General features: G+C 35.0%; 10 protein-coding genes and 3 other annotated features. All 10 genes read left to right on the top strand.

Going from position 1 to position 14,755, the window contains the following annotated elements; genetic code table 11:
- A partial coding sequence (locus tag KI369_RS09975; protein WP_212955846.1) for a DUF4020 domain-containing protein occupies positions 1-1,998 on the top strand: 1,998 nt, incomplete at its 5' end.
- Positions 1,999-2,075: 77 nt separating this feature from the next.
- Positions 2,076-2,312: a binding site (T-box leader), on the top strand.
- Positions 2,313-2,366: 54 nt separating this feature from the next.
- Positions 2,367-2,602: a binding site (T-box leader), on the top strand.
- 194 nt (positions 2,603-2,796) lie between these two features.
- Positions 2,797-3,873, top strand: a complete 1,077-nt coding sequence (locus KI369_RS09970) for a bifunctional 3-deoxy-7-phosphoheptulonate synthase/chorismate mutase (protein WP_001273575.1) — start codon at positions 2,797-2,799, stop codon at positions 3,871-3,873.
- A gap of 9 nt (positions 3,874-3,882) precedes the next feature.
- Positions 3,883-4,101: a binding site (T-box leader), on the top strand.
- 53 nt (positions 4,102-4,154) lie between these two features.
- Positions 4,155-5,327 (top strand): chorismate synthase, encoded by a 1,173-nt coding sequence (aroC, locus tag KI369_RS09965; RefSeq protein ID WP_212955845.1) that lies wholly within the window; start codon positions 4,155-4,157, stop codon positions 5,325-5,327.
- Positions 5,328-5,345: 18 nt separating this feature from the next.
- Positions 5,346-6,446 carry a histidinol-phosphate transaminase gene (hisC, locus tag KI369_RS09960; RefSeq protein ID WP_212955844.1) on the top strand — a complete coding sequence of 367 codons (1,101 nt, stop codon included), beginning with the start codon at positions 5,346-5,348 and terminating at the stop codon, positions 6,444-6,446.
- Positions 6,439-7,539, top strand: a complete 1,101-nt coding sequence (gene tyrA / locus KI369_RS09955; RefSeq protein WP_212955843.1) for a prephenate dehydrogenase — start codon at positions 6,439-6,441, stop codon at positions 7,537-7,539. The genes hisC and tyrA overlap by 8 nt, the downstream gene beginning before the upstream one ends.
- Positions 7,540-7,555: 16 nt before the next feature.
- The gene (gene aroA / locus KI369_RS09950) at positions 7,556-8,845 is read left to right on the top strand and encodes a 3-phosphoshikimate 1-carboxyvinyltransferase (RefSeq protein WP_212955842.1); all 1,290 of its coding nucleotides are present in this window, start codon (positions 7,556-7,558) and stop codon (positions 8,843-8,845) included.
- Positions 8,846-8,980: 135 nt separating this feature from the next.
- On the top strand, positions 8,981-10,138 hold the full coding sequence (locus KI369_RS09945; protein WP_212955841.1) for a GNAT family N-acetyltransferase: 1,158 nt from the start codon (positions 8,981-8,983) through the stop codon (positions 10,136-10,138).
- Between the two features lie 108 nt (positions 10,139-10,246).
- Complete coding sequence (locus KI369_RS09940; RefSeq protein WP_212955840.1) at positions 10,247-10,702, top strand: NUDIX hydrolase; 456 nt, start codon at positions 10,247-10,249, stop codon at positions 10,700-10,702.
- 126 nt (positions 10,703-10,828) lie between these two features.
- On the top strand, positions 10,829-11,395 hold the full coding sequence (locus KI369_RS09935; protein ID WP_001107290.1) for a TetR/AcrR family transcriptional regulator: 567 nt from the start codon (positions 10,829-10,831) through the stop codon (positions 11,393-11,395).
- 245 nt (positions 11,396-11,640) lie between these two features.
- On the top strand, positions 11,641-14,755 hold a 3,115-nt coding region (locus KI369_RS09930), incomplete at its 3' end, for an MMPL family transporter (RefSeq protein WP_212955839.1).

The following is a 14,755-nucleotide window of genomic DNA, read 5'->3' as shown; positions in this document are numbered from 1 at the left end:
GCATTGAAAAAAAAGGATAAGGAAAATGCGGAAAAAGAGTTTCAGCAAAATGATCTTGCATTTTTAATTCAAATTGTAAAAGAATGTTTAGCTTATTTATGTGAAAATGATGAGAAAAAAGCAAATTATTATATTACAGAAATGATAGAAGCAAACAGCATGCTTCAGAACCGAATTGCAATTGATGCGATGAATAAAAATATATTCGTTAGCGCCGATGCCAAAATGAAATGGTTGTTACAGGAAGGACTTCTTTTAGATGTCACGTATAAACACGAAGTTTTTCAACTTATAAAAAATCATTTCGTACTTTCTTTAGAAAAAACAAAGGAAGAGGTTATTCAAATTGTATTGAAGGACCTTGCAGAGGAGAGAGCATTTGATGTTTGTTTAGTTTTAGATTTATTATTCACTTGTGATTCGAATAGTCCATCTACAGCAAAAGGTTATGAGTTAATGAAGCAAAAACATCCTCACTTTCATTCTGATCGATACAGTGTACAAAAGAAAGAGACGGCAGATCAAAGTATTACTTGTAATGTAACTGCTGATGGATTATTGCAGTTGAAAGACGATGAAATTATGAAGCAAGTTCTTCAATTTTCTCAAGATGGTGTTTTTGAACAACGCCATTTTTTAGAGATGTTATCGAAAGCATGTAAATTGAATACAGAATGGAGTATTTCATTTGCCTATCAATTAGTTGGTATGCAGGAAATAAGTAATGAAGTATGGTTTGTTTGTATTAGAGAGTGGCGAAATAACCGAGGATTGACAAATGAACAAATTCAAAAAGTAATTCCGCTATTACAGAAATTTGTTAGAAATACTTCTTTTCATTGGTTAATTAGTAGCTTTCTATATGAAATTAGTAATCGATTAGAAGAGTTAGAGGAAAATAGTATACGCAGTGTGAAACGGTTTGCTTTTTCGGTATTCCCTCAAGTAATGAAAAGTGATACAGATTTTAAGCTTGGAAAACAAGACTTTTACAATGAATCGATCCAGCATCCTGTTGGGAAAATGACAGCTGTATTATTAAAATTGTTATCATATGACCATTTATACGATCGTAACGTGTATGAATATTTATTTTTATTTGAAGAACAAGTAAGAGTTAGTACAGAACGGACAAATTTTATGTTAGCGCGTTTAGTAGCAGATATTACATTTCTTTATCATATTGAGAAGCAATGGTGCCGAAAATATTTGTTACCGTACTTAGAGTTAAAGAAGGAAAATGAGATTACGAAATATGCATGGGCAGGCTTATGTTACACGCAAATCAATTTACCTTTATTTACAGAGATGAAGCGATTTATTAAGTATGCGGTAGAACATTTGGAAGTATTACATCCACATACGAGGGAAGCTTTCTTAAAATGGCTCAGTTTTGTATTTATTAAATGTGTACTGTATTGGGAACAAAAAACAGACTGGTTATACCCGTTGCTTATACAAGAAAATGAAGAAAATAAAATAAAATTTATGCAGTTTTTATGCTATTACGTCAAAACGCTAAGTGCAAAAGAACAACAAAAATTTTGGGCATCTTGGCTCAGTGTATTTTTGCGAGAGCGACCGAAAATGGGTGAAATCACAGCTAGAGAATATGTAATGCTTTTACGTATTATTTTATTTATGGATGAAATAGTAGAAAGAGGATTATCGATAATATGTAAATCATTTTCAGACGTGAGTGGAAAAGAGAATCATACGGAGTTAAAGCAGTTATTTCATGAAATACTTGAAAAGACAGAAAGTATAAAGATGTATAAAGAATTGTATGCAAATGTATTTTTCACTTTACTACAAAAGCTTCAAGAAGCCGATTTACTTGAAACGGAAATCATTCAAATAAAAGAAATATTAATCCAGTATGGAGTAGAAAAATATGTATTAAATGCAATAGATAATGAGATAATTCGCATCGGAATTGTTATGGAGAATTTACAAGAAGAAATGGAGGGCGGAAGTGGAATTTTAAAAAATATATAAAAAGTTGTTGACAGTGTTTTGAAAAGCGTTCTATAATACGAATCATACTTATTCAATTTCAAAAACATTTGAATAAACAAAGTGCAATGAAGAGATCACAGTAGTGGTTAGTCTTACTGTAACAGAGAGCTGGTGGTTGGTGTGAACCAGTACAGGGATAATCATGAATTACAGTCTTGGAGCATCTTTTTTGTAGTAAGGATAGTATTGTCTTTATGAAGAAAAAGCGGTCAATTGATCGTTAACAGTGAAGAGAGGTAGACGGAAAGTTAGTCTACAACTAGGGTGGTACCGCGATAAATATCGTCCCTACTGATTTATTCAGTAGGGACTTTTTGTATTTTAGTGGTCTAACTTGAAAATTAAATATATATGCGTTGAAAGGAAAAGCAGTAGTTGTTGTTTCCCTGTAACAGAGAGCTGGTGGTTGGTGTGAACCAGTACAAAAACAAGAGCGAATTACAGTCCTAGAGCATCTTTTTCGTAGTGAAGATAGTATTGTCTTTATGAAGGGAAAGACGGTCAGATGATCGTTAACAATGAAGAGAGGTAGACGAAAGAAGTCTACAACTAGGGTGGTACCGCGATAAATATCGTCCCTACTGATTGGATCAGTAGGGATTTTTTGTACAAAAAAGTGGGTTTTTATCTAGTAGATAGTGTCCTTATAGTAAGTATTCGTTTAAAATAAGAAGAGGTATCGATTCCACTTAAAATTTGTATAATTTATCAGTTCAGAAAATAGAGAATCTTTCATTCTCTTACTATACTTTTAAAACATTAGAGGAGGATTTCCAAATGGCAAATCATGAATTAGATCAATTACGTAAACAGGTAGATGAAATTAACTTACAACTATTACATTTATTAAATAAACGCGGTGAAATCGTTCAAAAAATTGGGGAACAAAAGCAAGTACAAGGTACGAAACGATTTGATCCGGTACGTGAGCGTGAAGTGCTTGATATGATCGCAGAGCATAACGAAGGACCATTCGAAACGTCAACAGTTCAACACATTTTCAAAACAATCTTCAAAGCTAGCTTAGAATTACAAGAAGATGATAACCGTAAAGCATTACTAGTATCACGTAAAAAGAAACAAGAAAACACAATCGTTGATGTAAAAGGTGAATTGATTGGAAACGGAACACAAACGTTCATCATGGGACCTTGTGCGGTAGAAAGTTTAGAGCAGGTTCGTCAAGTAGGGCAAGCGATGAAAGACCAAGGCCTAAAATTAATGCGCGGTGGTGCTTTCAAACCGAGAACATCTCCATACGATTTCCAAGGTTTAGGAGTAGAAGGATTACAAATTTTACGCCAAGTTGCAGATGAGTTCGACTTAGCGATCATTAGTGAAATTTTAAATCCGAATGATGTTGAAATGGCATTAGACTACGTTGATGTCATTCAAGTTGGCGCACGTAACATGCAAAACTTCGATTTATTACGAGCTGTAGGTAAAGTTAACAAACCAGTATTACTAAAACGTGGATTAGCAGCAACAATTGATGAGTTCATTAACGCAGCTGAGTACATCATTGCACAAGGTAACGACCAAATTATTCTATGTGAGCGTGGTATCCGCACATACGAAAGAGCGACACGTAACACATTAGACATTTCAGCAGTACCGATTTTAAAGAAAGAAACACATTTACCAGTAATCGTTGACGTAACGCATTCAACTGGACGCAGAGATTTATTATTACCAACAGCGAAAGCAGCACTTGCAATTGGCGCAGATGCAGTAATGGCTGAAGTACACCCAGACCCAGCAGTTGCATTATCAGATTCTGCACAACAAATGGATATTCCAGAATTCCATAGATTCATGGATGAGTTAAAAGGTTTCAAAAATAAATTATCTTAATTCCATATTATATATGCGCTGAAGAGGAAACAGTAGTGCTTATCTCCCTGTTATAGAGAGCTGATGGTCGGTGTGAATCAGTACAAAGGTAAGCATGAATTACAGCCTTGGAGCATCTTTCCCACCGCAAATGGAGGGAAAGACGGTCAATTGATCGTTAAAGAAGAAGAGAGGTAGACGATAGTTGTCTACAACTAGGGTGGTACCGCGATAAACATCGTCCCTACTGAGCGCTCAGTAGGGACTTTTTTGTACAAAAAAATAGTAAAGGGGCAAGAGAAATGAGATACATTACAGCTGGAGAATCACATGGACCGCAGTTAACAGTTATTTTAGAAGGTGTACCAGCAGGTTTAACGCTGGCGGCGGAACATATTAATAAAGAATTATTAAGAAGACAAAAAGGGCACGGACGCGGAAGACGTATGCAAATTGAAACTGATACAGTTGAAATTGTAAGTGGTGTTCGTCATGGGATGACACTTGGCTCACCGATAACATTAATCGTAAAAAATGATGATTTCAAACATTGGACGAAAGTAATGGGTGCAGAGCCAATTTCGGAAAAAGAAAGTAAAGATATGAAGCGTACAATTACAAAACCACGTCCAGGACATGCGGATTTAAACGGAGCAATTAAATACGGACATCGTGATATAAGAAATGTACTAGAGCGCTCATCTGCAAGAGAAACGACAGTTCGCGTAGCTGCTGGTGCAGTAGCGAAGCAAATTTTAAAAGAATTAGGCGTAGAAATTGCAGGACATGTACTTGAAATTGGTGGAGTGAAAGCAACACATATTTCAAACTTAGCAATTGAAGAAATTCAAACGATTACTGAAAACTCACCAGTTCGATGTTTAGATAAAGAAGTAGAACAAGAAATGATGGATGCCATTGATAACGCAAAAAGTAGCGGAGACTCAATCGGCGGTATTGTTGAAGTCATTGCAGAAGGCATGCCGATTGGCGTTGGTAGTTACGTTCATTACGATCGTAAATTAGATGCCAAACTTGCTGGTGCGATTATGAGCATTAATGCATTTAAAGGTGCTGAAATTGGCGTTGGTTTTGAAGCGGCAAGACAGCCAGGAAGTAAAGTGCATGATGAAATTTTATGGGATGAAGAACTAGGATACACGAGAAAAACAAATAATGCAGGTGGTTTAGAAGGCGGTATGACAACGGGAATGCCAATTGTCGTACGAGGTGTTATGAAACCAATACCTACATTATACAAACCGTTAGCAAGTGTTGATATTGATACGAAAGAAGCTTTCCAGGCAAGTATTGAAAGATCTGATAGTTGTGCAGTACCAGCAGCAGGAGTAGTAGCTGAGTCTGTTGTAGCATGGGAACTTGCACATGCACTAGTCGAACAATTCGGAAAAGATCGTATGGAGTTAATTCAGCAAAACATTACGCAACATAATAAATACGCAAAAGAATTTTAATAAAAAGGTGGTTTTAACATGCAAGTAAAAGATCAACTCTCATCATTACAACCATATAAACCAGGTAAATCACCTGAACAAATGAAAGAAGTGTACGGAGAGCATTCATTTGTGAAATTAGCATCGAATGAAAATCCATTCGGCTGCTCACCACGTGTTTTAGATGAGTTGCAAACATCGTGGTTGGAACATGCTTTATATCCTGACGGAGGTGCGACAACGCTCCGTCAAACAATTGCAAATAAGTTACATGTGCAAATGGAACAAGTACTTTGCGGTAGTGGTTTAGATGAAGTCATTCAAATAATAAGCCGTGCAGTACTAAAAGCAGGTGATAACATCGTGACGGCTGGGGCAACATTCCCGCAGTACCGTCATCATGCAATTATTGAAGGTTGTGAAGTGAAAGAAGTTCCATTAAATAACGGTGTATACGATTTAGACGAAATTTCATCAGCGGTAAATAATAATACGAAAATCGTATGGATTTGTAATCCGAACAACCCGACAGGCACATATGTAAATCATGAAAAATTGACTCGATTTATTGAAGGTATTAGTGAAAATACGTTAATTGTCATTGATGAAGCGTACTATGAATACGTAACAGCAAAAGATTTCCCAGAGACATTACCGCTTTTAGAAAAACATAAAAATATTATTTTACTTAGAACATTTTCTAAAGCGTACGGATTAGCTTCTTTCCGCGTTGGATATGCGATTGGACAGGAAGAGCTAATTGAGAAATTAAATGTCGTACGTTTGCCATTTAACGTATCTTCATTAGCGCAAAAAGCAGCGACGATTGCTTTTGGTGATGAAGAGTTTATTGAGGAAATAGTTCGTGTAAATACAGAGGGATTACAACAATATGAAAGTTTTTGTAAGGAAAATGAAATTCCATTTTATCCATCGCAAACAAATTTCATCTTCTTGCCAGTTGAGAATGCTGGAGAGATTTATGAAGCTTGTGCACATGCAGGATTTATTATTCGTCCGTTCCCGAATGGTGTCCGTATTACAGTCGGAACAAGGGAGCAAAATGAAGGAGTGATTTCAGTGTTAAAACAACACTTTGAAAATAAAAAAAGAAAGTCTCGAGATGAGGCAAATGCGTAAAAAGGTAGTTTTAATTGGAACTGGTTTAATCGGAGGCTCTCTCGCATTAGCGATTAAGAAAGAGCACGATGTAACAATAACAGGTTATGATATATTTCAAGAACAAGTAGAGCGTGCAAAAGAATTACATGTAGTAGATGAAGTAGCGGTAGATTTGCAGCATGCATGTGAAGAGGCGCATTTAATTGTTTTTGCTTCTCCAGTTGAAGAAACGAAGAATTTATTACACAAATTAGCGTCATTTCGTTTACGAGAAGATGTTATTGTAACCGATGTTGGTAGTACGAAAGGGACGATTATGAATGAAGCGGAAGCTTTATTTTCAAAGGATGTTTCATTCATTGGAGGACATCCGATGGCAGGTTCTCATAAAACAGGCGTTGAAAGTGCAAAAGCACATCTATTTGAAAATGCATTTTATATTTTAACGCCGATGAATCATGTTCCAAATGAACATGTAGAAGAACTAAAGCGTTGGTTACAAGGAACAGGATCTCATTTTCTCGTTCTAAATACAGCGGAACATGATTATGTAACAGGGATCGTTAGTCATTTTCCGCATCTTATCGCAGCTGGATTAGTAAAGCAAGTGGAGAAACATGCAGGAGATAATCCGCTCATTCATCAACTAGCTGCCGGAGGGTTTAAAGACATTACACGTATCGCATCTAGTAGCCCAAAAATGTGGAGTGATATTGTTAAGCAAAATCGCGAGCATTTAATGGTATTATTAAAAGAGTGGATCTCTGAAATGGAAGATTTATATGATACAGTTTCTACTGGAGATGCAGGCGAGATTCAAACCTATTTTGCAGACGCGAAAGAATACCGTGACTCTTTACCAGTACGAAAGAGAGGGGCAATTCCGGCCTATCACGACTTATACGTCGATGTTTTAGATAAAGTAGGGGCATTGGCTCATATTACGAGTATTTTGGCACGCGAAGAAATTAGTATTACGAACTTGCAAATATTAGAAGCACGTGAAGGGTTGCTTGGGGTATTACGAATTAGCTTCCAACGAGAAGAAGATCGTACGAAAGCAAAGCTAGCACTTGGAGAAGAAAAATACCAAACTTATGAAACAATTTAAATGAGAAGGTGAAAACGTGAAGGAAAGAACGATACAACCTGTTAATAACGGATTAAGTGGCAACATTACAATTCCAGGAGATAAATCCATTTCACACCGTGCAGTCATGTTCGGTGCGATTGCAGAAGGAAAAACAACAATTAAAGGTTTCTTGCCCGGTGCAGACTGTTTAAGTACGATTTCTTGCTTTAAAGAAATGGGAGTAGACATCGTTCAAAACGGTGATGAAGTTACTGTACTTGGTAAAGGATTAGAAGGTTTACAAGAACCGAAAGTTGTATTAGATGTTGGTAATTCTGGTACAACAATACGTTTAATGTCAGGGATTTTGGCAAATACACCATTTTTCTCTTGCGTACAAGGTGATGAGTCTATCGCAAAAAGACCGATGAAACGTGTTACAAATCCATTGAAACAAATGGGCGCAAACATTGATGGCCGCGAAGAAGGAACGTTTACACCGCTAACGATACGTGGCGGAGATTTAAAAGCAATTGAATATATTTCTCCTGTTGCAAGTGCACAAGTAAAGTCAGCTATTTTACTTGCAGGTCTTCGTGCAGAAGGTGTAACAGCTGTTACGGAACCACATATTTCTCGTGACCATACGGAAAGAATGCTTGAAGCCTTTGGCGTTAAAGTAACGCGCGAAGGGAAAACAGTTAAGCTGTCAGGTGGACAAAAATTAACAGCAACAGACATTCAAGTGCCAGGTGACGTATCATCAGCAGCATTTTTCTTAGTAGCAGGTGCAATTATTCCAAATAGTAAACTAGTATTAGAAAATGTAGGGATGAATCCAACTCGTACAGGTATTATTGATGTTTTAGAGAAAATGGGTGCTACGTTCACTGTAGAGCCAATTAACGAAGGAGCATCAGAACCAGCTGCAAACATTACAATTGAAACATCTTCATTAAAAGGAATCGAAATCGGTGGAGATATTATCCCTAGATTAATCGATGAAATTCCTGTAATTGCATTAGCGGCAACGCAAGCAGAAGGAATTACAGTTATTAAAGATGCACACGAATTAAAAGTAAAAGAAACGAACCGTATTGATACAGTCGTAGCGGAATTAACGAAACTAGGTGCTCGCATAGAAGCAACTGAAGACGGGATGATTATTTACGGGAAATCAGTTTTAAAAGGAAATACAGTTAATAGTTATGGTGATCACCGCATTGGAATGATGCTTGCGATTGCTGGATGTATCGCAGAAGGAAAAACAACAATTGAAGACGCAGAAGCAGTAGGTGTATCATACCCTACATTCTTCGAAGAACTTCAAAAATTAGCTAAATAAGGTAATGAGAAGCAGATACGACATGTATCTGCTTTTTTAATTGGATTCGTGTCGTTAAGTCAGTATAATTTCATTCGCCGGACTATAATGTTTAGAATTATGATACAATTCAAACAAGGAATGGAGGAGAAATATATGAACGTTATACGATTAAAAGAAAATAAATTTACAGAAGCATTACGTTTATCAGAATACGCTTTTCAATATAAAGTAGATGAGGAACGAATGCAGCAACAACTTACAAAGATGAAGGAAATTCATGAAATATACGGTATTATGGAAGGGGAGGATTTGGCAGCAAAACTTCATCTTATTCCGTTTCATATTTACATAGGCAAAGAAAAATTTAAAATGGGAGGCGTTGCAGGGGTAGCGACGTATCCAGAGTATAGAAGAAGCGGATATGTAAAAGAATTGCTTCTACATTCACTTCAAACGATGAAAAAAGACGGATATACAGTTTCGATGCTACATCCATTTGCTGTTTCATTTTACCGAAAATACGGCTGGGAACTTTGTGCGAATCTCCTTGTATGTCAAATGACAAAGAGCGATTTAGTGATGAAAAAACAAGTAAATGGTACTGTGAAACGTTTTAATAAAGAAAATCATCCAGAAGAGGTCGAGAAGCTTTATGAAACATTTGCAGAACGTTTTTCTGGTATGTTAGTTCGCAATGAAAAATGGTGGTTACAAGCGGTTTATGATGATTTAACATTAGCGATTTACTATGATGAAAATAAAAAGTCAGCAGGTTACATGTTATACAAAATAGAAAACTATAAAATGACAGTAGAAGAATTTGTACCACTGCATAATGAAGCACGAAATGGTCTATGGAATTTTATTTGCCAGCATGATTCTATGATTAAAGATCTTGAAATGACAGTAAGTGAAAATGAACCGTTGTTATATACATTGCAAGAGCCACGTGTGAAGACAGAAATAAAACCATATTTTATGGGAAGAATTGTAGATGTAGAGCAGTTCTTAAAACAATATGAGTTAAATTGGAACAATGTACAGCAAGAAGTCATTTTACATATTACAGATTCATTTGCACCGTGGAATAATGTATCAGTGAGACTTGCAAATCATGAAATAACAATTTTAGAAGAAACAACGGAAAAAGGAATCAAACTAGATATAAATGCACTATCTACAATATTGTTTGGATACAGACGCCCATTAGAACTAAATGAACTTGAATTAATTAGCGGAAGCGAAGAGGAAATACGAGCGTTTGAGAATGTAGTACCAGTGCGTAAGCCGTTTATTTATGATTTCTTTTAATTAATGCACTGTGCAATGTGTGATTAGAAAAGTACTATAATGAAAAACAGTTAGTATAGTACTTTTCTATTAATAAAGTCAAATCATTATTTTTGGAGGATAAATAGAATGATTAGGCAAGCAGTAGGAGCAATCATATTGCAACATAATGAATTTTTATTGGTACATAAGGTGAAAATAAGCGATATAGAAGGAGAATACAATTTGTCAAAAGGGGAATGGGATTTTCCTAAAGGCGGAGTAAAACAGACAGATGATAACTTAAAAAGTGCTTTGTTGAGAGAGCTTGAAGAAGAAACTGGTTCAAAAAAGTTTAAAGTTATGAAACAATTTGAAGATAAGATATGCTTTGAGTTTCCTGAAGAACTTAAAGTGAAAATTGGATATGAAAAGCAAGAAACTACTATGTTTTATGTAGAATATATAGGTGATAGAACAGATCTATATCCAAAAGATAATGAAATAAATCAAGTTCAATTCTTTAAAATACAAGATGTATTGAAAGTTTTAAGCCATGATGATACAAAGGAATTTTTTGAAGGGGTATTTCAAAAGAATGTATGAATAAACTAATTGAGTGTCCTCGTTAATAAATGCTACACTAGCTTTGCCACACACTTGACTTTTAACCGATGTAATTTATAATTAAAAACGGAATGAATTTTCATTCCTGGAAATTGAGGTGGAAAAATGGCTAAAAATAAACAAGAGGATATTTTTGATGCTGCAATACAACTTTTTGCAGAACGAGGTTATGATGGTACAACAATTCCGATGATTGCTGAAAAAGCAAAAGTAGGTGCAGGTACGATCTACCGTTATTTTGAAAATAAAGAAGCGCTTGTTAATTCATTATTTACGAAAAGTGTTTTACAACTATCGGAATTAATAAAAAATGATTTCCCGGTCGATGCAAATATTCGTGAACAGTTTAGCCATACATACAACCGTTTATTTGAATTTGCGAGACAAAATGCAGATGCTTTTCTTTTTACAAATTCTCACTGTGATAGTTATTTTCTAGATGAACATAGCAATGAAATATTCGAGGACTTCATGGGTTTCTTCATGAACTTGATTGAAGATGGAATCGAAAAAGGTTTGCTTCGTCCATTACCACCAATTGCTTTAATTATTATTGTATATCAACCAATTGAAAAATTAATTAAAGTAATGGAAACAGGGCAGTTAGAATATACAGATGAATTGGTAAAGGAATTGGAAGAAAGTTGTTGGAACGCTATTAGAATCATTTGATTCTATAGCGTTATAAGGACAGGAATGAACATTCATTCCGAGAAAGGTATGAAAAAGAATAACAGGAGATGATAAATCTTTATAACTAAAGGAATGAATATTCATTCCGGTTTACTTAGTTTAATAAAGTTAATTAATAATTTAATAGAATAATAGGAATGAACGTTCATTCCTAAAAGTGTTTTCAAAAGAGTAGGAATGAATATTCATTCCACATGTAAATTTCATAATGGGAGATGATTCAAATGAGCAAGTTAAAAAGTTGGAGAAGTTTATCTTTTCTATTATGGATAGTTATTACTATTACAATGGTCGTAACGATGCCTAATATGGATAAATTAGTGAAGGAAAAAGGGAAAATTACAATCCCTCATACAGAACAAAGCAGTATTGCTGACAAGATGATTAAAGAGATAGATAAAGAAGGGGTTGAAAAGTATGAAATTATAGCCGTTTTTAATAGTGGCAATAAGGCAGCTTTAACAGATGAACAAAAGAAGAAAATAACAAAAACGATCAACGCCCTGCAAAATGAAAAAGAGCAATTAGGAATTAAGGAAGTTGTTTCACATTTAGACAATAAAGACTTGGAGAAACAATTAGTTTCTAAAGATAATACGACTATTTTAACGCAAATATCGATAGATAAAAAGCATGGTGAAATATCGAAAGTTACAAATAATCTTCATAATAAAGTGAAAACGAAAGGGGTAACAACGTACTTAACAGGAAGTGACTTAATAGCGGGAGATTTTCTTACATCTTCTCAAGAGGGAGTGAAAAAGACTGAAGTTATTTCAATTATTTTCATTCTTGTAATATTAATCATTGTATTCCGTTCACCTATTGTTCCAATTGTTTCTCTTCTTACTGTTGGGGTATCATATTTAGTTTCAATGGGGATTATTGCCCATTTAGTAAATCAATTTAATTTTCCGTTTTCTAACTTTACACAAGTGTTTGTAGTTGTTGTCCTGTTTGGGGTTGGAACAGACTATAACATTTTATTATTTACGAGATTTAAAGAAGAATTAAGTAAACAAGAAAATGCATTTTTAGCTACGAAAGAAACATTTAAATCAGCAGGTAAAACTGTATTATATAGCGGAATAGCGGTGCTAATTGGTTTTGCATCACTTGCGTTAGCAAGTTTTAAATTATATCAATCTACTTCAGCGGTAGCAATTGGTGTTTTAGTATTATTACTCGTATTAACGACTTTAAATCCATTTTTCATGGTGCTTTTAGGAAAAGGAATGTTTTATCCAGTTAAAACATTTAAAGGTCATGAGGATAGTCGTTTATGGGGATTCTTTGCGAAAAACTCAGTAGCAAGGCCATTTGTCGCTTTAATCATCGTATTCGTAATATCGATTCCTTTCGTATTAAAATACTCTAATACACTTAATTACAATGATTTATTTGAAGTGGATAATAAGTATGAATCAAAGATGGGTATTAACGTAATAGAAGATCATTTTCCGCCTGGTTTTTCTTCACCAAGTACGTTAGTTATTCAATCGGATAACAAATTAGATGAGTCGAGTTCGCTGCAAACTTTAGATGAACTAACTGATAAGATTTTGAAAGTGAAAGGTGTTTCAGAAGTATATTCACCGACACGACCAACTGGTGAAAAGATAAAAGAACTATATATAAATAAACAAGCTGGAGAATTGAATACAGGATTAGGAGATGCCAATGGTGGTATTAAGGAAATTAATGATGGATTAACTACTGCGAAAGATAAAATGGGTAGTCAAGACTCAAATAGTCTTGCAAACGTTCAAAAGCTAATAGATGGAACAAGCGAAGCGAAAAATGGAGTAACAGCATTAGGAACAGCTTTACATCAACTATCAAATGGCATAAATGACGGAGCAGAAGGTGCGCAGCAAATTGAGAGTGGATTAACTTCAGTAAATGAAAATATAAATGTTTTATCTAATGCAACTTCACAACTTCATGCTGGCTATGCGCAGTTAGAAAAAGGTTTAAGTTCTTACGATCAATACTTTGAAAGTATTTCTCAAGCAATTGATGGGGCGAAAAAAGGTTACGAACAAATTGAAATGTTAATGACCAATTTCGTTCAAACGAAACCAGAATTAGCCAATGATCCAAACATACAACAAACGATAGGAATTGCTAAAGAGGCGCAAAAGAAATTAAGCGTACTTTCAAATGAATTAAATCAATTAGCAACACAGCACAAAACGGCGATGAGTTCATTTAAAGAAGCGAATCAATCGTTACTAAAAGTAGATAACGGCTTAAAAGAAATGGGCAATGGAGTTACTAAGTTACAAAAAGGGGCAGCTGATCTTAAAAATGGATTAAATGAAGGTTCTGCAGGTTCAAAACAAATTGCAAACAAGTCATCTGAGTTACAAACCGGATTAACAAAAATAAATGATGGGCAAGGCCAGTTATTAACTGGGCTGAAAGACTTGCAAGAACAGATGGGGCAATTACAATCAGGATTATCTAAAAGCACAGAAGGGCTCGAAAAGGTAAGTAACGGACTAGGAGATGCTCAGAAATATTTAGGAGAACTGAATGAATCAAAAAGCTCTGAGAAATTTTATATTCCAAAAGAAGTTTTGGAGGGAGAAGATTTCCAAAAAGCATTGAATACGTACATGTCACATGATAGAAAGACTGCAAAAATGACAATCATTTTAGACGTAAATCCGTATTCAAAAGAAGCGATGCCAATTATTCAAGAAATCAATAAAACGATAGATGGTACTTTGAAGGGGACAGAATTAAATCATGCGAAAACAGCAATCGGAGGAACGACAGCTAGAAACGTTGATTTAAAAGAAGTAACAGGTCAAGACTTCTTACGTACAGCTACAATTATGTTAATTGGAATTGCGATTGTACTAATCGTGATTACACGTTCATTATTAAACACAATCTTTATTATTGGATCGTTACTATTAGCGTACTTTGCATCATTAGGAATAAGTGAACAAATTAGTACGCATGTATTACATGTAGATTCATTAAGCTGGAATGTTCCTTTCTTTAGTTTCATAATGATTGTCGCTTTAGGAGTGGATTATAGTATTTTTGTAATGATGAGATACAATGAGCTAGAAGGGGACCCAGCGAAGAAAATTGTAACTGCTTCTCGTCATATTGGAGGAGTCGTATTATCAGCTGCACTTATTTTAGGTGGTACATTTGCTGCATTAATCCCTTCAGGTGTATTGACGCTTATACAAGTAGCATCCGTTGTTGGTGTTGCATTGTTACTATTAGCTATCATTGTGATGCCAATATTGTTACCTGCTTTAATAGGGTTAACGAGTAAAATGAAGAGTTATACGAAGAAATTAAGTAAAAGAAAAT

The organism is Bacillus sanguinis, assembly GCF_018332475.1.
Lineage (GTDB): Bacteria > Bacillota > Bacilli > Bacillales > Bacillaceae_G > Bacillus_A > Bacillus_A sanguinis.
The sequence above is the reverse complement of the archived record's forward strand: the minus strand, read 5'-3'. Positions and strand labels throughout refer to the sequence as shown.

What these genes read in the sequence shown, in the direction of transcription:
- KI369_RS09940 (WP_212955840.1), top strand. Translation starts at nt 10,247, where the DNA reads ATGATTAGGCAAGCAGTAGGAGCAATCATATTGCAACATAATGAATTT.
- hisC (WP_212955844.1), top strand. Translation starts at nt 5,346, where the DNA reads ATGCAAGTAAAAGATCAACTCTCATCATTACAACCATATAAACCAGGT.
- KI369_RS09970 (WP_001273575.1), top strand. Translation starts at nt 2,797, where the DNA reads ATGGCAAATCATGAATTAGATCAATTACGTAAACAGGTAGATGAAATT.
- KI369_RS09945 (WP_212955841.1), top strand. Translation starts at nt 8,981, where the DNA reads ATGAACGTTATACGATTAAAAGAAAATAAATTTACAGAAGCATTACGT.
- KI369_RS09935 (WP_001107290.1), top strand. Translation starts at nt 10,829, where the DNA reads ATGGCTAAAAATAAACAAGAGGATATTTTTGATGCTGCAATACAACTT.
- tyrA (WP_212955843.1), top strand. Translation starts at nt 6,439, where the DNA reads ATGCGTAAAAAGGTAGTTTTAATTGGAACTGGTTTAATCGGAGGCTCT.
- aroC (WP_212955845.1), top strand. Translation starts at nt 4,155, where the DNA reads ATGAGATACATTACAGCTGGAGAATCACATGGACCGCAGTTAACAGTT.